This window comes from Salinisphaera sp. PC39, assembly GCF_040361335.1.
Lineage (GTDB): Bacteria > Pseudomonadota > Gammaproteobacteria > Nevskiales > Salinisphaeraceae > APNM01.
The window spans coordinates 84971-103142 of record NZ_APNM01000010.1 but is presented as its reverse complement, the minus strand read 5'-3'; the positions used below and the strand labels follow the sequence as shown (position 1 = coordinate 103142).

Below are 18172 nucleotides of genomic sequence, written 5' to 3'. Positions count from 1 at the left end.
GGTGCAACCCGCTCGGCACACCAAGGTCATATAACCGCACTAAGCTGAGGCCCATCGGCGCTTCCCGCCTCCGGCACGGCTGGTACACCCCTTGCAACACCAGGGACACCGTCCCCACCTAGTGCGGCATGACAACGGCGAGAGAACGACTCAACGCGGAGATGCAGAGCGCGCTGGAGCAGGCCGAGGACGCGGCCCAGAATCTGCTCGGCGCGAACCTGGTGCTGGGCGTGTCCCCGCGCGATTTCCTGGACGCCTTCCGGCGGTTCGCGCGGGTGCTCGCGGTCAATCCGCGGGTGGTGATGCGCAAGGAGCTCCAGCTCGCGGGCGAGCTCGGGCGCATCCTGCTCGGGCGCTCGCACATCAAGCCGCCGCCGCGGGATCTGCGCTTCCGGCACCGGATCTGGGAGCGGAGCCCGTACTACCGGCGGGTGCTGCAGGCCTGGCTGGTGTGGCGCAAGGCGATGTTCGACATCCTCGCCTCGGCCGATGCCGATCCGCGGGACAAGGAACGCGCCCGCTTCGTGCTGATGCAGATCACCGAGGCCGCCGCGCCCACCAACCACCCCCTGGGCAATCCCGGCTTCCTGGACCGGCTGGTCAAGACCCGCGGGCGTTCGGTGATCAAGGGCCTGCGCAACCTCGCGCACGACCTGCGCCACAACCACGGCATGCCGCGTCAGGTGGATAGGGACGCCTTCCGCGTGGGCAAGGACCTGGCCGCGAGTCCGGGCGCGGTAGTGTTCCGCAACGAGGTCTGCGAGGTGATCCAGTACCGGCCGGCCACCGGGCGCGTGCACGCCCGGCCGGTGCTGTTCGTGCCGCCGCAGATCAACAAGTACTACATCGTCGATTTGGCGCCGGACAAGAGTTTCGTGAAATACGCCGTGGACCACGGCGTACAGATGTTCACCATAAGCTGGCGCAATCCCGACCGGCGGCACGCGGACTGGAACATCGACACCTACGTCGGCGCCGTGCTGGAAGCGATCGAGGTGGTCCGCGAGGTCAGCGGCCAGTCCTCGATCGACCTGATCGGCGCCTGCGCCGGCGGCCTGACCACCATCGCCGCGCTCGGCTATCTCCAGGCCACCAAGCGCCTGGACCGGATCAACAGCCAGACCCTGCTGGTGACCGCGGTCGACATGAGCCAGCCGATGCTGCTGGGGTTGTTCGCCACCGACGCCACCATGCGCGCCGCGCGGCGCTACGTGCAGCGCCGCGGCGTGATCGACGGCGCCGAGATGGCGCGGGTGTTCGCCTGGATGCGGCCCGCCGACCTGGTCTGGCTGTTCGTGGCCAACAACTACCTGATGGGCAACGACCCGCCCGCCTTCGACTTCCTGTACTGGAACAACGACTCGACGCGGCTGCCGGCCGGTTTCCACGGCGACGCCATCGACGTGTTCGAGCGCAACCCCTTCATGACGCCGCGCGGGGTCAAGGTGAAGGGCCGCCGCATCGATCCGGGCGCCGTGGACGTGGACGAGTTCATCGTCGCCGGCATCAAGGACCACATCGTGCCGTGGCGGGCCTGCTACCCGGCCACCCGGATACTGGGCGGCCGCAAGCGCTTCGTGCTGGGCTCCTCCGGGCACATCCAGGCGGTGGTCACGCCGCCGGGCAAGCGCCACGCCCGCTACTACGTGAACGAGGACTACCCGCCGGACCCGGACGAGTGGCTGCACAACGCCGGCCTGCGTGAGGGCTCCTGGTGGCCGGAATGGCTGGAGTGGAAGACCGGCGGCAGCGAGCCGGACACCCCCGCCCCCGAGCGTCTGGGCAGCGACCGCCACCCGGCCGGCGATCTGGCGCCCGGCTACTACGTGTTCACCTGAGGGAAGCAGGCTATCCGCCGATGAACGCGGATTGACGCGGATTTTTCGATTGGTAACCGCATCCCGGCTCCATTGGCGGATTCGGGATAGGGCGGTTGGCGCCTTTCGTCCTGCTGTCGCTGACACGCCGAGCAGATAGATTCCCCGGACGCCGGGCATGCACTCTGCGCACCCAATCAGCGTTCATCTGCGTTTATCTGCGGATTACTTTTCTTCCGCCGGCGTCTGGCCGGTCGCGGCCAGGCGGCGGCTGGTCAGGTGCAGGATGGACTGGCGCAGGTCGGGACCGAGGAGTTGGAGGGCGTGCTCGGAGAGCCGGCGCAGGGCCGGGTCGATGTGCAGCTCGCCGCCGCTGATGCGGACCAGGCCGATGCGGCCGAGGGTGCGCAGGTGATTACCGAACAGGCGCAGGTCGAAGAACTCGGGGCTGTTGCGTCCGCTGAGGATGGCCATGCGCTCGGCCATGAGCTGGCACTGGCGCTCGAAGCCCTCGCGCCGGGCGCGGCCGGAGGGCAGGTTGTTGGCCAGCAGCACCAGGGTCATGGCGTAACGCTCCAGCGACTCGCGCATGATCCGGGCCAGGCTCATCAGGGCCGCGAACTCGTGGCTGCCGGCGGCCGGCCGGCGCAGGCGGCCGTTGCCGGCCCGCTGCAGCAATCCCACCTCGACCATGCCGGCCAGGGCGTCGGCGAAGGCAGCGCGACAGTCGTCCTCCGGCCAGCGCAGGTACAGCTCCGAGGCGAGCAGCGGATAAAGGTCGGCACACTCGTCGAGCAGCGTGTCCTCGGCCCGCTGCTGGGCGTGGCTGAAGAAGTTCGCGATCAGCGACGGCAGCGCGAACAGGTGCATCACGCTGTTGCGCGTGTAGGTCAGCAGCACCGCCTGGCGGGACTCCACCGTGAGCACGTCGCCCCAGGCATGCGGCACACGCACCAGGCGGGTCAGGGGCTCGGCCTCGGCCAGCATGGCCCGGCCCGGGATGTCGGGGACGGTGACGTCGTCGCCGTAGGGGCGGGTCCGCGCGAGCGCCGCGAGCAGGTCGAGACTGTGGATCATCTCGTCCTCGGCCACCGCCTTCTGCGGGCTGCCGAGCAGGATCAACGCCACCAGGCCCGCCGGATTCAGGGTCGCGGTGGCGTTGATCCGGACCATGACCGTCTCGGCCAGGCGCGAGACGAGGCCGCCCAGCCATTCCGGGCGGCCGCCGTCGGCACCCGGCAGGGTCGTGTGCCGCCAGTCCGGCTGCACCGAATCGGCGAACTCGTGCAACGGGATGGCCTCGCCGAAGGCGACGTAGGCGCGCCCGTACTTGCGCTTGAGCACCTTGCGGCCGCCGCGGAACAGATCGCCCATGGACTCGCCCTTCTTGGCGCGGGTACCGCGCAGCTCGTCGAAGTAGCTGTTGACCTCCATGACCCGGTCGTAGCCGATGTAGACCGGCACGATGGCCGCCGGGCGCTCGCTGTGCCGCAGGCAGCTCTGGACCACCATCGCCAGCATCCCGGTCTTGGGCGGCAGCAGGCGCCCGGTGCGGCTGCGGCCGCCCTCGGGGTAGAACTTCATCGGCTGGCCGCGGCCGATCAGGGCGTCGACATAGGCCCGGAAAACGGCGGTGTAGAGCTTGTCGCCGCGGAAGCTGCGGCGGATGTAGAAGGCGCCGCAGCGCCGCAGCAGCCCGCCCACCGGCCAGAAGTCCAGGTTCACGCCGGCCGCGATCTGCGGCAGGGCCAGACCCTCCTGGTAGAGGATGTAGGACACCAGCAGGTAATCCATGTGGCTGCGGTGCGAGGGCAGGTAGATCAGCGAGCGGTCGTGCGCGGTGCTGCGCAGGCGCTGCAGGTGGCGCACGTCGACGCCGTCGTAGATCCGGTTCCACAGCCAGGTCAGCACCCGCAGCATGAAGCCGATGGCGATGTTGGAGTAGTCGGCGGCGATCTCGTCGGCGCAGGACCGGGCCCGGGCGCGGGCCGCCTCGATGCTGATGTCCTCGGCGCGCGCGGTGCGCTCGATCGCCTTGCGTACCTCGGCATCCGCGAGCAGCGAGTTGATCACCTGGCTGCGGTGCGACAGCGGCGGCCCCAGGGTCGCCGCGCGCTGGCGGCGGAAATGCACGCGCAACACCCGCACCAGCTTGCGCACGACGGTGTTGGGCTGCAGGTCCTCGGCCAGGAAGCCGCGGTAATCCAGCGGCTGCCCGAAATGCACCAGCACGTTGCGGCCCTGGGCCAGGATGATCAGCAGCTTGCGCAGCCGTCCCGAACGCTCGCTGTCGGCGAACAGGATGCGCAACAGCGAGGTCTCCTTGACCGGGTCGCGGCCCCAGAAGATGGAAACCGGCACGAGCTGGACGTCGAAGCTGCGGTCGTGCAGGCCGCGCACCACGATCCGCTGGAGCTCGGAACGCGGCTTACCGCGGCCCACGGGCAGGGCCAGCACCACCGCGCGCCGGGCGTTGGGCAGGCGGTTGGTGGCGAGGTGCGGGCGCGGCAGGCCGTGCGCCGCGCACACCGCCTCCAGGGTCAGCCAGTCGGCGAGGCCGCCGCTCGGCAGCACGTAGCAGATGGGCGCGTCCGGATCGAGATTGAGTTCGGTCAGGTCCGAGGGTGTCACCCGCGCGCGCACCCAGGCGCGCAACGGCCAGCGCACCAGGCCCGTGAACAGCAGCAGTAGACGGGTCAGCCAGGCCATGCCGTCACCTCAGCGCGACGCGCGGCGCACGAACAGCCGGGTGAGGGCACGGATGCCGGCCCCCAGCCGCCGCGCCGCGCGGTCGAACGGACCGTGGCGGGCCTGGGCCCGCTCCGCCTCGGAGGCCAGCTCCGGCGCGTAGCGGACCTTGAGCTTGGCCAGGGCGTTGCGGTCGGCGCGGCAGAAGCCGGCGAACAGCGCGTTCCAGGGCAGGTTCCAGGCGGCTCCGCGCCGTATCCGGGCGACAAAGTCCACGAGATAGGGCCGGCCCGCGTCGTCCGCCAGGATGTTGCTGGGCGAGCGCAGGTCGCAATGCGCCACGCCGCGGTCGTGCATCGCGGCGACCAGCGCCTCCAGACGCTCGAAGGCATCCGCGCCGGGCCGCATCTTCGACCAGGGCCGGGCCGGCACGTATTCCATCAGCAGCGCGCGGGCGTCGACCCGGCGATAGAGAACGGGTATGCCGGACAGGCCGGCGAGACACTCCAGGGCCTGGACCTCCCGGCGGATCAGCAGCGGCCCGAGCCAGCGCCCGAACCAACCGGGCGCGGCGCCGTAATCCTTGAGCACCGCGCGCACACCTTCGTGCTCGATCACGGCGACGTTCGGCTCGGTGCCGCCGGCATGCCGGAAATAGGTCTCGGCGTGCGCGTAAAGCGCCTCGCGGGACAGACCGGCGAGGGCCGTTATGGCGTCGGGATCACTCGAGGTCAAGACGCTCTCGCGGCGGATCGCCGTCGTGGACCTTCTTGAGCCGATCCTCCAAGTAGGCGGTGCGCACGAACGTGTAGGGGTCGAAGGCATTGCGCACGGACCGGTCGAAACCGAGGAAGCTGGCCCGCAGATCGACCAGATAGACGGCCTGCACGGCCATGCGGGTGGCGAAGTCGTCGATCAGGTTCAGCGGATTGGCGAACTGGTCGACGCCGTCGCCGATCACGTCGCGGCCGGTCGAGGGGCCGAGGAAAGGCAGCATCAGATAGGCGCCCTGGCCCAGACCGTAGGCGCCCAGGGTCTGGCCGAAGTCCTCGTCGTTGGCCTCCAGCCCCAGCGAGGTGGCGACATCGAACACGCCCAGAAAACCGGCGGTGGTGTTGATCAGGAAGCGGCCGATGTCGGAGGTGCCGTCCCCGAACTTGCCCTGCGCGAAACTGTTGACCGCGGTGATCGGATAGCGCGCGTTATCGAAGAAGTTGCCCACGCCGCGCCGTACCGGCGACGGCGTGTAGTCGCGATACGCCTTGGCGACCGGGCGCGCCGCGTAGCGGTCGAACACGTCGTTGAACTGGTACACCTTGCGGTTGACCGGCTCCAGCGGATCCCAGGGGTCCGCGGGCGGCGAGTGGGCACAGCCCGAGCCCAGCACGACCAGGGTTCCGATGGCGAGAAAACGCTTGTACATGCAGATCCGCTCCTTCCGCGTCGTTCGGTACGGGCCGTGGCGGCGCCGGATTATAGACGCACTGTCCCCTTGTGCGAACGGTAGTAGGCGAAGATGTCGCCGTAGCTATAGCCGGGGTTGAAACCGAAGGTACGCGCGAACTTGCCGCCGTCCAGCACCACCGGATACTTGAAGAAGTCCACCAGATACGTCGGGAACGCGTAGCGACCGAGGGCGCCGGCCAGCAGCCGCGGGATCGCCGGCGGGATGGACGGCAGGAACAGGCGCCGGCAGCCGGCCTGCTCGAGGGCGTCCTGGAACGCGATCCAGTCGTCCGGGGCGACGTTGTAGACCCCGGGCACATTGCCCTTGTAGGCCGCGAGGATGGCCTCCGCCATGTCCTCGACGTGGATGAACTGCATCAGCGGCGAGAACCCGCCGAGGCAGGGCGCCACGGGCTGGGCCAGGACCTTGCCGATGGCGTTGCTGATGCCGGGACCCACGATGTTGCAGGGCCGCAGCACGGTGATGTGCAGCTCGGGATGCTTGTAGAGATAGATGTTGGCGAGGTTCTCCAGCTCCACCGCGTCCACCAGCTCCTCGTGCTGGCTGGCCGCCATCAGGGGATAGTCCTCGTCGATCAGCGACGGGTTGCTCGGGTGCGCGCCGTAGACGTGGAAGGTGGACAGCACCACCACCTGCTCGACGCCGTACTTGAGCGCCAAGCGGAGCATGCGCTCGGTGCCCACCACGTTGGACGAGTAGCGCCGGCCGCGGTCGAGCTGGGTGGCGCGGATGCGGCCCAGGTGGAGGATGGCCGCGAAATCGTTCTCGCGGAACACATCCTCGAAGGTGCGCTTGTTGAAGTCCACCTCGTAGTCGACGGTGTCGGGATGCGTGGCCTGGGTGCCGCGAAAATCGACCCCGACCACGTCGTAGTCCCCCTTGAGCAGGGCGATTACGTGCTGCGCCAGGGCGCCGGCGGCCCCCGTCACCAGCACCTTCTCGCGCTTGCGCCGCGGGGTCGGCGCCGCGGGTGCCGCGGTCTTGGTCCGGGACTCGGACGATGCCGCGGGCTTGCGCCGCGCGGGCGCCTTGCGCCGGGCCGGCACCTTGCGCTTGCCGCTCTTGTCCTCGCTGTTGTCCGCCATCAGAACTTGCCCCTGCGTTTGGCCAGACCCTGGTCGATGAGATCACGGATCGCGTCCTTGACCCGTTCCACGCGCCGCTCGACCTCGCCCTCGTCCCGCGCGTCGTCGGGGAAATGCATGGGTTCGCCGAAGCAGATGTGGACCTTGGCGGGCAACGGCACCAGCGGCGCCAGCGGGAAGTAGGGCACCCCCAGCATGCGCGCCAGGGGCTTGATGTTGGTGACCGAGGGCATGGTCTCCTCGCAGCCCACGATCCCCATGGGCACGATCGGCGTGCGGTGTTCCATGGCCAGATGCATGAAGCCGTGGCCGAAACGCTGGAGCTGGTAACGCAGCCGGTAGGGCTTGCCGGAGCCGCGGATGCCCTCCGGGAAGACGATGATCGCCTCCTCGCGCTCCAGCATCTTGCCGCAGTTCTTGGGATCGCCGACCACGCCGCCGACTTGGTTGATGAAATTGCCCAGGAACGGGACGGTCGGGAACCAACGCTCGACCATGGTGCGCGGCAGACGCGGCCCGTGCGGGTTGGTGGCGATGGCATAGGCCGCCATCACGCCGTCCATGGGCAATTGCCCGCTGTGGTTGCCGATGAGCAGCAACCGGCCGTCCGCGGGCACATTCTCCAGGCCGTGGGCCTCCACCCGGAAATAGTGCTCGTATAGCCAGCGCACCGCCGTGAAGCTGATCTTGGCGGTGTCCAGGTTCAGACCCCACGGGTCGTAGCCCTGGCTGCCCACGTTGTGGTGCGGCAGAGCGTCCACGATCTGCTCCACCTCCTGCGGCACCACACGCGGTTTCAGGTATCTTCGGAACGCCATGTCGGATTCCCCTTGGCCGCCGCGTCGCGGCGGATAGCTGCCTGTTATGATGCGGCTCTGCGGGAAATTAGCTTATCACGGGGGCCGATGACCACGGCGCAATCCAGGACCGGGCACCCCGGCGACCGCGATGTCCGCGACCTGCCGGTCGACCTGATCCGCCCGGGGCGGTTCCAGGCGCGGCGCCAGTTCCGCCAGGCGGCGCTGGAGGACCTCGCGCAGTCGGTGGCGGAATCGGGCGTGGTCCAGCCGGTGGTCGTGCGCACCCTCGCCGACGGCGGTTACGAATTGCTGGCCGGGGAACGGCGTTGGCGCGCGGCCCAGCTCGCCGGCGTGCACACCCTGCCGGCGGTGGTGCGCGACGATCTCTCGGACGCCGAGGCCGCGATCCTGGGCCTGATCGAGAACCTCCAGCGCGAGTCGCTGGGGCCGATGGAGACCGCGCGCGGCCTGGAGAGCCTGTGCCGGGAGCACGGTTTGACCCACGACGCCGCCGCCGACCGTATCGGCAAATCGCGCGCCTACGTCACCAACCACCTGCGCCTGCTGCGGCTCGCGCCGCCGGTGCAACAAGCGATCGACGACGGCGATCTGTCGCTGGGCCACGCCAAGATCCTCGCCGGCATCCCCGAGGCAGACCAGCCCGGTTTCGCCCGCCACGCCATGCGCCGCGGCCTGTCCGTGCGCGCCCTCGAGAACGCCTGGCGCCGGGCCCAGGCCCGCGAGACCCAGCAGGTCGCCGGCGACGCCGGCGCCAGCCGCGAGATGGCGGAGCTGGAACGGGCCCTGGCCGAGCACCTGGGCAACACCGTGCATATCCACTACGACCCGGACCGCCGCCGCGGCGAGGTGCGCGTGAGCTTCCACGATCTCGACGAATTCGAGGGGCTGCTCGCGAAGTGGGGCTTCCGCCAGCGGGACTGAGAGGGTGTCTACGAAACCAACCGGCATGAGTGGGCCGTCCGGCCAGTGGCCGAGCTTCCGCCGGCCGGGCCCGGGCTTTGAAATGCAACCACAGAGGCGCACGGAGGCGCGCGGAGGTTCTTGCTGGCCGCTTGCCGGAAGAAGGAATCCACAGATTACGCCGATGGACGCAGATTAAAGAGCAGTCCAACCGATCTGCGTTAATCGGCGTCCATCCGCGGATAAACAAATGCCTTGGCTTGGCACGGCACCGACCGCGCAGCGCCCCGGCGACTGAACTGCCGGGTTGGTAACGGACCTTGGCGGGTGGTTCCCGGAAGAAAGAATCCACAGATGACGCTGATGGACGCAGATTAAAGAACAGCCCTGACCAATCTGCGTTAATCGGTGTCAATCTGCGGATAAAACAAGCGCCTTGACTCGGCACGGCGCCGACCGCGTAGTGCCCCGGCGACCGAAACGCCGAGCTAGAACCGGACCTTGGCGTGTGGTTCCTGAAAGAAATAATCCGCAGATTACGCAGATATACGCAGATTAAAGAGTAGCCCAATCAATCTGCGTTAATCGGCGTCCATCCGCGGATAAACAAATGCCTTGGCTTGGCACGGCGCCGACCGCGCAGCGCCTAGGCGACCGAATTGCCGGGGCGGCAACGGAGCTTGGCGGGCGGTTCCCGGAAGAAACGATCCGCAGATGACGCCGATGGACGCAGATTAAAGAACAGCCCCAATTAATCTGCGTTAATCGGTGTCAATCTGTGGATAAACAAATACCCTGGCCCGGCACGGCACCGACCGCGAAGCGCCCCGGCGCTCGAGCTGCCGGGTTGGCAACGAACCTTAACGGGCTATCCGTCTCTTTCGCTTGAAAACCGTGATCGTGTCCGGGGCAGGCTTCTTTGCGGCTTCCGGGACAACAGTCAGTTTCCTCTGTGTCCCTCTGTGCGCCTCCGTGCGCCTCTGTGGTCCATGTTCTTGCCGGCCGCTTGCCGAGGCGCTTTCCGCCGTCGTGATCTTCGGCAGGCGTGGGCTGGAACAAGGGCCGTCTGGCCCGTTTTCGGCAGCTAGAAGATCAACCACAGAGACACAGAGAGCACAGGAGCAAAAGGGGCCAAGAAGACTCACCCCATTAAATCTCTGTGTCCTCTGTGCCTCTGTGGTTCAAGATCATTTCTTCCGCAATCGAGAATCATCGGCGGCATGCCGGGAACGCGTCGCTTATCCCGGCCTACGGTCCGAGAGGGTCGTTACGAGACTACGGCGTTCGGCATCCCGGCCGCCGGCGCCACGCCTTCATTCACAGCGGCCCTGGACAACGCTGTGGATAACCTTGTGATAAGCGGGACAAGTGGCGCTCGCGGCTGGCCGCCCGGCGGATTGGCGACGTTGTAACCAACCGGTCACGCCGGCGCGTCGGGCGGGCGGGTACCCAGTATGACGTCGCGGGCCGTCAGATCGGCGAGGATGTCACGTCCGCCCGCGATCACCGTGGCCGGGTCGGGGTGCCGCAACTCGGCGGCGATGGTCTCCAGGTGCTCGCGTCCCGGCGCCTCGGGCCTTTCCCGGATCAACGCCAGCAGGCGGGCCGTGACCGGATTGATCTTGAGAAAGCGCACGCGGTCGCCCCGGTCGCGGAAGACCACCAGGTGGGTGGGCTCGTCCGGAGGCGTGTCCGGATGGTTGTCCGGCCCCAGGGTGTGCACCGGATAGCGGTAGACCAGCGGCCAGGCCGTCGGCGAAAGCACCGGCGCCTGGGCGAGAAGGTCGCCGTCCGGGTCGGCCGCCACCGCGTCGGGATCGGCGTCCAGGATGGCGAGCCGCAGCTCCACCCACTCGTAGTGCGCCAGCTCGCGCAGGAACGGCGGGTCCTCGGGGCGCTCGCCGCGCTCGTCGTCGAGATAGGCCAGGAATTCCCCGGCGACCTGATAGAACTGCGGCCCGTGCGATTCGTGCCGGGCGAAAAAGTCCCGGACCATGGCATCCCAGTCGTCGTCGGCGTAGATGCGGCGCAGGACCGGGAAGGCTTTCGCGAGATAGTTGCCGACGTTGTTGAAGAACAGGTCGCGGTAGACCGCCAGCCGCCGGTCTTCGACGCCGGCGGGCGGCGGATGGCGCTCGGGATCGCGCAGGTGGGCGGCGAACTCGTACTGGAGCTGCTGGAAGCGCGGCCGCCCGCCGCCCTCAGACATGGGCGGCCTCGGCCCCTGCGCGGGCCTCGAAGTAGTCGCCCGGATGACCGGCCCAGCGGCGCTGGCGGGCGACGATCTCGTCGACCTCGGCCAGCAGTTCCGGCAGGGGCGGGAAATTGAAGTCCCGCTCCAGCAGGGTGGGGAAGGTGCCGAAGCGGCGGTAGGCGCTTTCCAGCAGATTCCAGACCGGGTCGCAGACATCGGCGCCGTGCGTGTCCACCTTCAGGTCCGGCGCCTCGTCATGGTGTCCCGCGATATGGCAATAGGCGATCCGTTCGCCCGGAATCGCGTCCAGGAACGCCTCGGGGTCGTAGCCGAAATTCACGCTGTTGACGTAGATGTTGTTGACGTCGAGCAACAGCTCGCAATCGGCGCGCTCCAGCACCGCGCGGACGAACTCGATCTCGCTCATCTCGGCGCCGGGCGTCGCGTAGCAGGAGACGTTCTCGACGGCGATGCGCCGCCCCAGGATGTCCTGGGCGCGGGCGATGCGTGCGGCGACGTAGTCCACGGCCTCCTCGGTGAAGGGGATCGGCATCAGGTCGTAGAGATGACCGTCGTCGCCGCAGTAGGACAGGTGCTCGGAGTAGTAGCGGATGCCGTGTTCGTCGAGGAAACGGCGCACCTCGCGCAGGAAGTCCTCGTCCAGCGGGGCGGGGCCGCCCAGCGACAGCGACAGACCGTGGGTGACGAAGGGGTAGCGCTCGGTGAACTCGCGGAAGGCACGCTTGCGCGCCCCGCCGATGCCGATCCAGTTCTCCGGCGCCACCTCCAGGAAATCCACCTGCGGCGGCGGGGCGTCCGCGAGCGGGCCCATGAGGGCCCGCCGCAGACCCAGACCGGCACCATGCACGGGATAACGGTTCACGGCTTCGGTCGTCATGGCGTCACGCAAGCTCGGCGCGGACTATTTGTCCCCGCCGCACTTGGCCTCGCCGCACTTGCCTTCGGCATCCTTGTCGGCGGGCTTGTCGCCCCCGCACTTGCCCTCGGCGTCCTTCTTGTCGGCCGCCTTGTCGCCGCCGCACTTGGCTTCGCCGCACTTGCCCTCGGCATCCTTGTCGGCGCCGTGGCTGCTGGCGACCTGGAGATAGCCGCCGTCCAGCTCGCTGGCCTGGAACGGATTGGCGTCCGCCGACGCGGCGCCGGCGAAGGTCATGGAGGCCGCGAAAGCGGTGCCGATGGCCGCGGCCAAGTGCTTGCGCTCGTCTTTCTTGCTCATCACGTCTTCCCTCTGGTTGCGGGGTTACCCCCTTGGAATCGTGCGCCGCCGCGGCGGCGCGCCCCCGACGGGGCTGTCACAGTGGACCCGGCCGGCGCCGGATCGCTTTCAGGGGCGACCGCGGCTATTCCTTGCCGTTGCCCTGGTCGCCGCCGTCGTCGCCGTTGACGCTGATGGAATCCCCCTCCTCGTTCTCGTAGCTGAAGGAGCCGTTCTCGGTATCGACCTTGAGTTCGGTGTCGTTGTCGCCGGCGCCGCCCTGCTGGCCGGACTGGTCGTCGGAGCAGGCGGCCAGGGCGAGACCCGAGCCGAGGATCGCGAGAAACAAAAGAATGCGATGCATGACGGTTTCCTCCCTTTGGTGGCACGTCATGCCTCGACCATATCAAAGGCCCGTCATCAGCGCGCCATGTCCCGGGCCTGCCCGCCGATGATGGCCGCCAGCCGGGACTCGAAGGCCTCGGCGTCGTACACCGGACGCGAACGGCCCAGCCGCAGGTCCTCGGCGAACTCGGCCGCCGGACGTTCCAGGGCCACCCGGCCGCGGCGGTCCCCGAACGACACCACGCCACGTTCGGTGTCGTGGTCGATCAGCCGCAGCCAGCGCGTGCCGGACTCGGCGCCGGTATGGAGCTGGAACCAGCGGCCCGGCCGGCAGGCCTCGGCGAGCACCGACCCGGCGGTGTCGGCCGGCAACGGCTCGGCGGCGGGTTCGGCACGGCGCTCGGGCAGGGCGTCGGCCGCCGCGTAGTCGCCGCTGTCGTCGAATACCGTGGCGTCGGCGTCCCAGGCCACCGGCTCGTCATACGATTCGACCTCGGGCACGGCCGCCGTGGCGTGAGCCCGGTTGGCCTCGGCGAACGCCGTCTCCAGGGCATTCAGGTAGTCGGTGATCCGGCGCCGACCGACGCCCCGGTCCAGCAACTGCCCGCGGATCTCGCGGGCGAGACCGCGCTGCGCCCGCACGCGGGCCTCCGGATCGGCGCCGTACTCGGGTGGCTGGACCAGGGCCAGCAGCCGAGACAGCCGGCTCACGGCGGTGCACCAGAGAGGGCCGTCGATCCCGCTCTCCAGGTAGGCCCGCACCAGCACCGGCGCCCAGCCCTTGAGCAGGAACGGCCTTATGCCGGGCGGCGGCGCGCGCCCCAGGGCCTGCTGGCGCAATTCCAGCACGGCCATCCGGCGCGCCTTGTCGACGACGGCGTCGCGGCTCGGTGCGCGCCGTCGGCCCAGGGCCCGCGCCGCGGCGGTGACCACGGCCGGACGTTGACGGAAATCCCGCCGGACGCGATCGACCACGGTCGCCGTCCGCCGCCAGACCTCGGTCTCGCCGGGCTCGGCCAGCGTCGCCAGCTCATTGACCATGCGTCGGGCGGGATTGTCGGGGTCGCGGAACAGGCCGTCGTCGAGCAACGCGATCTCGAGCAGGGTCGACCGCAGCCGCGCCAGCAGGGGCAGCGCGGGCGCCGGCACCGAACGGTCGGCGCACAGATCGCTCCACCAGGCCGCGACCAGACCGATCTGGCGGCGGGCGGGCGCCGGCAGGGAGCGGGGCGCGGTGTCCCGCTGGTGTCCGCGCAGTGTCTCCAACAAGGTCTCGACCAGGGCACGCGGGGAGCGCCACGCCTCCTCGCGGCCGGTGATCTCCGCCAGCGCCGACAGGATCTCGCCGGGACCGAACTCGTTCTCGGGCGCGACCGCCCGGCGCGATGCCTTGAGCTGGCGGGCCCAGTGGGCACTGCGCGGCGGGCGCTCGGCGACATCCCGCTCCGTGCCGCGGCGCTGCGGCGCCGGCTCGATACCGCGCCCGGCCAATGCCCGGTCGAGCTTCCGGTAGAGCCGTCCCAGGCGCGCCTCCAAGGTGCGCTCGAACAGCCGGTACAGCAGTTGCCGCGCGTCGGGGCCGCCGCCGATGGTCTGCATCGCCTGGCGGAAGGCTTGGCACAGCACGGTGGGCGAGATCGCGGTGGGCGGCGGTCCGCCCGACCCGGCCAGGCTGGCCAGCCGTGCCTCCAACGGCTCCAAGTCGGCGGCGCATTGCTCGATCAGGCGGCCCGCCATCTCGCCGGCCCGGACCGCCTCCCCGGCCTCGGCCGAGGGCAGCAGCGCCTCGTCGCCCGGCTCGCTGGCGCCGCCCTGCCCGGACAGGCCCTCGCCCAGCACCTGGATGAACACCATGGTCAGGCGGGCGCGCTCGTCCCTCGCCAGCAGGCGGGCCTCGGCGCAGGCGTCGACGACGTCGGGATCGTAATCGGCCTCCGCCTCGATGCGGAACAAGCCTTCCTCCGCGCCGTCCAGGGCGGCGTCCAGCAGGCGCCCGGCGGCGTTCAGGGCCGAGGACCGGAAGACCGCCGCCAGTCGGGCGGGGTCGACGGATTGTTCGCGGGCCGCGGGCCCGGGATCGGCGGCGCTCACGCTCTGCGTACCCCCTGCGGATGCCTGCGGTTCAGCATACGCCAAAGGCCGCCCCGAATCCGGCCCTCAGAGAGTGTCGTCGGGACCGCGCTCCGGTGCGAGGCCGGCGAAATCGAACAGCTCGGGATCGGCAAGCTGCGAGGGTGCGACGTTGGTCAGGGCCCGGAAGATGGTCTCGCCCCGGCCGGGGTGGATGCGCTCCCAGTCGGCGAGCATGGCCTTGACCGCCTGTCGCTGCAGGTTCTCCTGGGAGCCGCACAGGTTGCAGGGAATGATGGGGTAGTCCTGGAGGCCAGCCCAACGCTCGATGTCGCTTTCGCGGCAGTAGGCCAGCGGCCGGATCACGACATTGGTACCGTCGTCGCTCTTGAGCTTGGGCGGCATCGCCGCCAGCCGCCCGCCGTGGAACAGGTTGAGGAACAGGGTCTCGACGATGTCGTCGCGGTGATGTCCCAGGGCGATCTTGGTGAACCCGTTCTCGCGCGCGTAGCGATAGAGGATGCCGCGGCGCAGGCGCGAGCACAGGCCGCACATGGTGGCGCCCTCGGGGATCTTCTCGCGGACCACGCTGTAGGTGTCGCGCTCCAGGATGGTGAAGTCCACCCCGAGATCCCGCAGGTAATCGGGTAGCACGTGCTCGGGAAAGCCCGGCTGTTTCTGGTCGAGGTTGACCGCGGTCAGGGAGAACGACACCGGCGCCTTGGCCTGCAGGTAACGCAGCATGTCCAGCAGGGTGTAGCTGTCCTTGCCGCCGGACAGGCAGACCATGACGCGATCGCCGTCCTCGATCATGCGGTAGTCGGCGATGGCCTGGCCGGTGAGCCGGCGCAGGCGTTTGGCCAGCTTGTTGGCGTTGACCGAGCCGGGCTGCAATGTCTGGGCGACGGCGGACATGGTGCGCAAGGTTACAGGTTGCGCGGGATAGGTTACAGGGCCGCGCGCAGGCGTTCGATGCAGCGCCGGGCATCGTGGCCGTAGTGGCCGCCGAACAGGTTGAAGTGGTTGAGCAGGTGGTAGAGCTGATAGAGGTCGCGGCGGACCTCGCGGTAGCCGGTCTCCAGGGGCCAGGCGCCCTGGTAGGCCTCGAAGAACAGCGGCGAGAAGCCGCCGAACAGTTCGCTCATGGCGAGATCCGTCTCGCGGTCCCCGAAATACACCGCCGGGTCGAACAGCACCGGCCGACCGTCGGCGTCCACGGCGACGTTGCCGGCCCAGAGATCGCCGTGCAGCAGTGAAGCCTCGGGCCGGTGGCCGGCGAGCAGGCCGGCCAGCCCGGTCACCAGCGGCTCGCCCAGACGCGCCAGTGCCGGCTCGCGCCGGGCGGCCAGTTCGAGCTGATAGCCCAGGCGGTTCTCGCGCCAGAACTCGGTCCAGTCCCCGTGCGGGGCGTTGCGCTGCGGCGTGGCGCCGATGGCGTTGTCGCGGTCCCAGCCGTAGGTGTCGCGCACGATGCCGTGGAGATCGGCCAGGGCCTCGCCGAGCACGGCCATGGCCTCGCCGGTGAGCGGATACAGGTCGACGAACTCCAGTACCAGAAAGGCCTGCTCCCCCACCGTGCCGTGGGTGACCGGCGCGGGGATGCGCAGGGCCGGCCCGGTGCGCAGCTCGTCCAGGCCGGCGGCCTCGGCGGCGAAGAGATCGGCATGGTCGGCACGGTTGCGCTTGACGAAAAAGCGTTCGCCGCCGCCGGCGACGCTGGCCGCGTCGTGGATACAACCACCGGCCACCGGCCGCACGTCCCGGATTCGGAAATCACTGCCGGCGGCCGCGCGGATGGCGGCCTCGATCTGCGGCCAGGGCGCATCCGTCGGGTTCATGCCGCCTCCGCCAGCCGCAGGAGCTGGCCGCGCAACCGGCCGCCGAGTCCGAGATCGTCGCACCAGGTCTCGATCGCCGCGGTCGCGGGCGGCCGCCAACGCAGGTCCGCGACTTCCGGCGGCAACGGCGCGTCGCACACGATGGTGGCCAACTCGCGGGAGAGGAAGGCCCGCTCGCGCTCGTCCGCCAACCGCCGCGCGACACCGGCCGCGCCGCGCAGGCCCGGCAGGGCGGCGACACCGTCGAGGTCGGCGTACAGCGCATCCAGGTCGCCGTAGGCCGCCAGCAGCGCGACCGCGGTCTTGGGGCCGATGCCGGCGACCCCGGGGATGTTGTCGACGGCGTCCCCGACCAGACCCAGATAGTCGCGCATCCGCTCGCTGTCGACACCGAACTTGGCGCGGATGGCCTCGCGGTCGTACCGCAGGTCGCGGGCATAATCCCAGAGGATGTCGCCGGGCCGTAGGAGCTGCGCCAGATCCTTGTCCGAGGAAACGATGGTCACCGGCTCGGGCGCGCGCGCCGCGAGGCTGCCGATCAGGTCGTCCGCCTCGTAGCGCGGGCTGACCAGTACCGTCGCGCCCAGGGCGCCGGCCAGCGACTGGCAATGGGCGATCTGGGCCTTGAGCTCGGGTGGCGCGCTCTCGCGGTTGCCCTTGTAGTCGGCGTAGAGCTCGTTGCGGAACGAAGTCTCCAGGGATTCGTCGAATGCCACCGCCACGGCACGGGGCCGGGCGGTGGCGATCATGCGGGAGAGGCAGTCGCCGAAGCCGTAGACGGCGTTGACCGGCGCGCCGTCGGCGGCGGTCAGGCTATCCGGCAGCGAATGCCAGGCGCGGAAGATGTAGACGCTGGCATCGACCAGCAACAGCGACTGGGGTAGAGTCGGCTTCACGTTTCTGTCGCGTCCCATTCGGCCTCACGCATGCGAACCTTAACCCAGGCGGCGGCGGTCGCGCTCGCCTGTGCCGCGGTCACCGCCGGCGCCGACACCACGCTCGTGTACGGCGGCGGCGACGGCGATTTCACGGTCCGGTTGCGGCCGGGCGAACTGCGCATCGACGATCCCGGCCCCACCTGGCAGCTCTACCGCGCGGCCGAGGACAGCATCTACACCGTGGACCCCGAGGCCAAGCGCTATCGGCGCCTGGATGCCGATGCCGCGCGGGCGATCCGCCGGCGACTCGACAAGCTGCGCGCCCGGATAGAAGCGCGGCTGGCCGAGCTGCCCGAGGACAAGCGCGCGGCGGCCCGCGCGGCGCTGGCCGACCAGGTGCCGGGCTTCGACGCCACCGCCGGCGACACCCGCGCCGAAGCCACCGGCGCCGTATCCAAGGTGGCCGGCCACAAGTGCCGCGAGATCGAGATCCGGCGCGACGGCAAGCCGCAGGAGACCCTGTGCGTGGCCGATCCCGGGGCCCTGGGCATCCCGCCGGCGGAGTTCGCCACCGTGCGCGGTATGTTCGAACTCATGGAGACGCTGCTGGCCGGCACCGGCTTCGAGAATGTCGGCCTGCCCTACCTGGCGCTCGAGGGCATGCCGGTGCGCTATCGGCAGGACGGCACGGGCGCCCGGCGCACCCTGAGACGGGTCGGTCACGACCGCCTGTCGGACCTGGTGTTCGAGATTCCGCCCGGCTACGAGGCGGCGGCCCGCGAGTGACCCCGTCGGACGGGTTGTCCAAGCGCCGATTACGAAAAATCCCGCGCATCGGTTAGACTACTCGGC

Annotated in this window: 16 protein-coding genes; 3 read left to right on the top strand and 13 right to left on the bottom strand. The window is 69.6% G+C overall.

Translation table 11 applies throughout. The annotated features are described in order from the left end of the window. Positions 1-128 precede the first annotated feature (128 nt). A complete protein-coding gene (locus PC39_RS11260) occupies positions 129-1838 on the top strand; it encodes an alpha/beta fold hydrolase (RefSeq protein WP_353253489.1) in 1710 nt (569 codons plus the stop codon). Positions 1839-2042: 204 nt separating this feature from the next. Here the strand turns inward: PC39_RS11260 and plsB are convergent, their stop codons facing one another. From plsB to PC39_RS11235, 5 genes are read right to left on the bottom strand one after another with little or no spacing between them, the layout of a single operon-like run. Beyond that, positions 2043-4526, bottom strand: coding sequence for a glycerol-3-phosphate 1-O-acyltransferase PlsB (gene plsB / locus PC39_RS11255; protein ID WP_353253488.1), 2484 nt, complete (start codon positions 4524-4526; stop codon positions 2043-2045). Between the two features lie 9 nt (positions 4527-4535). After that, complete coding sequence (locus tag PC39_RS11250) at positions 4536-5240, bottom strand: BUD32 family EKC/KEOPS complex subunit (protein ID WP_353253487.1); 705 nt, start codon at positions 5238-5240, stop codon at positions 4536-4538. Next, complete coding sequence (locus PC39_RS11245; RefSeq protein WP_353253486.1) at positions 5227-5928, bottom strand: MlaA family lipoprotein; 702 nt, start codon at positions 5926-5928, stop codon at positions 5227-5229. Before PC39_RS11245 ends, PC39_RS11250 begins: the two co-directional genes overlap by 14 nt. 50 nt (positions 5929-5978) lie before the next feature. After that, complete coding sequence (locus tag PC39_RS11240) at positions 5979-7058, bottom strand: NAD-dependent epimerase/dehydratase family protein (RefSeq protein ID WP_353253485.1); 1080 nt, start codon at positions 7056-7058, stop codon at positions 5979-5981. Continuing rightward, the gene (locus PC39_RS11235) at positions 7058-7876 is read right to left on the bottom strand and encodes a lysophospholipid acyltransferase family protein (RefSeq protein WP_353253484.1); all 819 of its coding nucleotides are present in this window, start codon (positions 7874-7876) and stop codon (positions 7058-7060) included. The genes PC39_RS11240 and PC39_RS11235 overlap by 1 nt, the downstream gene beginning before the upstream one ends. Before the next feature lie 87 nt (positions 7877-7963). On the opposite strand from PC39_RS11235, the gene PC39_RS11230 reads away from it, so the two are divergent. Beyond that, positions 7964-8800: a ParB/RepB/Spo0J family partition protein gene (locus PC39_RS11230; protein ID WP_353253483.1), complete on the top strand. Its 837-nt coding sequence runs from the start codon at positions 7964-7966 to the stop codon at positions 8798-8800. Positions 8801-10199: 1399 nt separating this feature from the next. On the opposite strand, the gene PC39_RS11225 is transcribed toward PC39_RS11230, so the two are convergent. The 8 genes from PC39_RS11225 to PC39_RS11190 form a co-directional block, all read right to left on the bottom strand. Continuing rightward, complete coding sequence (locus tag PC39_RS11225) at positions 10200-10988, bottom strand: HvfC family RiPP maturation protein (RefSeq protein WP_353253482.1); 789 nt, start codon at positions 10986-10988, stop codon at positions 10200-10202. After that, positions 10981-11871, bottom strand: coding sequence for an HvfB family MNIO-type RiPP peptide maturase (locus tag PC39_RS11220; protein ID WP_353253481.1), 891 nt, complete (start codon positions 11869-11871; stop codon positions 10981-10983). Before PC39_RS11220 ends, PC39_RS11225 begins: the two co-directional genes overlap by 8 nt. 24 nt (positions 11872-11895) lie before the next feature. Beyond that, complete coding sequence (locus PC39_RS11215; RefSeq protein ID WP_353253480.1) at positions 11896-12210, bottom strand: HvfA family oxazolone/thioamide-modified RiPP metallophore; 315 nt, start codon at positions 12208-12210, stop codon at positions 11896-11898. A gap of 124 nt (positions 12211-12334) precedes the next feature. After that, complete coding sequence (locus PC39_RS11210) at positions 12335-12553, bottom strand: hypothetical protein (protein ID WP_353253479.1); 219 nt, start codon at positions 12551-12553, stop codon at positions 12335-12337. Between the two features lie 56 nt (positions 12554-12609). Beyond that, the gene (locus tag PC39_RS11205) at positions 12610-14625 is read right to left on the bottom strand and encodes a DUF1631 family protein (RefSeq protein WP_353253478.1); all 2016 of its coding nucleotides are present in this window, start codon (positions 14623-14625) and stop codon (positions 12610-12612) included. 66 nt (positions 14626-14691) lie between these two features. Beyond that, on the bottom strand, positions 14692-15519 hold the full coding sequence (ttcA, locus tag PC39_RS11200; RefSeq protein WP_502950876.1) for a tRNA 2-thiocytidine(32) synthetase TtcA: 828 nt from the start codon (positions 15517-15519) through the stop codon (positions 14692-14694). Positions 15520-15551: 32 nt separating this feature from the next. Further along, a complete protein-coding gene (locus PC39_RS11195; protein ID WP_353253477.1) occupies positions 15552-16442 on the bottom strand; it encodes a fructosamine kinase family protein in 891 nt (296 codons plus the stop codon). After that, entirely contained in the window at positions 16439-17338 is a 900-nt protein-coding gene (locus PC39_RS11190) for a 5'-3' exonuclease (protein WP_353253476.1), read from the bottom strand. Before PC39_RS11190 ends, PC39_RS11195 begins: the two co-directional genes overlap by 4 nt. Before the next feature lie 30 nt (positions 17339-17368). On the opposite strand from PC39_RS11190, the gene PC39_RS11185 reads away from it, so the two are divergent. Next, positions 17369-18106, top strand: a complete 738-nt coding sequence (locus tag PC39_RS11185) for a hypothetical protein (RefSeq protein ID WP_353253475.1) — start codon at positions 17369-17371, stop codon at positions 18104-18106. Positions 18107-18172: the final 66 nt, after the last annotated feature.

Bases quoted from the DNA above. Each gene is read 5' to 3' on its own strand.
- PC39_RS11240 (WP_353253485.1), bottom strand. From the start codon at position 7,058: ATGGCGGACAACAGCGAGGACAAGAGCGGCAAGCGCAAGGTGCCGGCC.
- PC39_RS11220 (WP_353253481.1), bottom strand. From the start codon at position 11,871: ATGACGACCGAAGCCGTGAACCGTTATCCCGTGCATGGTGCCGGTCTG.
- PC39_RS11225 (WP_353253482.1), bottom strand. From the start codon at position 10,988: ATGTCTGAGGGCGGCGGGCGGCCGCGCTTCCAGCAGCTCCAGTACGAG.
- PC39_RS11215 (WP_353253480.1), bottom strand. From the start codon at position 12,210: ATGAGCAAGAAAGACGAGCGCAAGCACTTGGCCGCGGCCATCGGCACC.
- ttcA (WP_502950876.1), bottom strand. From the start codon at position 15,519: ATGTCCGCCGTCGCCCAGACATTGCAGCCCGGCTCGGTCAACGCCAAC.
- PC39_RS11245 (WP_353253486.1), bottom strand. From the start codon at position 5,928: ATGTACAAGCGTTTTCTCGCCATCGGAACCCTGGTCGTGCTGGGCTCG.
- PC39_RS11185 (WP_353253475.1), top strand. From the start codon at position 17,369: ATGCGAACCTTAACCCAGGCGGCGGCGGTCGCGCTCGCCTGTGCCGCG.
- PC39_RS11195 (WP_353253477.1), bottom strand. From the start codon at position 16,442: ATGAACCCGACGGATGCGCCCTGGCCGCAGATCGAGGCCGCCATCCGC.
- PC39_RS11260 (WP_353253489.1), top strand. From the start codon at position 129: ATGACAACGGCGAGAGAACGACTCAACGCGGAGATGCAGAGCGCGCTG.
- PC39_RS11235 (WP_353253484.1), bottom strand. From the start codon at position 7,876: ATGGCGTTCCGAAGATACCTGAAACCGCGTGTGGTGCCGCAGGAGGTG.
- PC39_RS11210 (WP_353253479.1), bottom strand. From the start codon at position 12,553: ATGCATCGCATTCTTTTGTTTCTCGCGATCCTCGGCTCGGGTCTCGCC.
- plsB (WP_353253488.1), bottom strand. From the start codon at position 4,526: ATGGCCTGGCTGACCCGTCTACTGCTGCTGTTCACGGGCCTGGTGCGC.
- PC39_RS11230 (WP_353253483.1), top strand. From the start codon at position 7,964: ATGACCACGGCGCAATCCAGGACCGGGCACCCCGGCGACCGCGATGTC.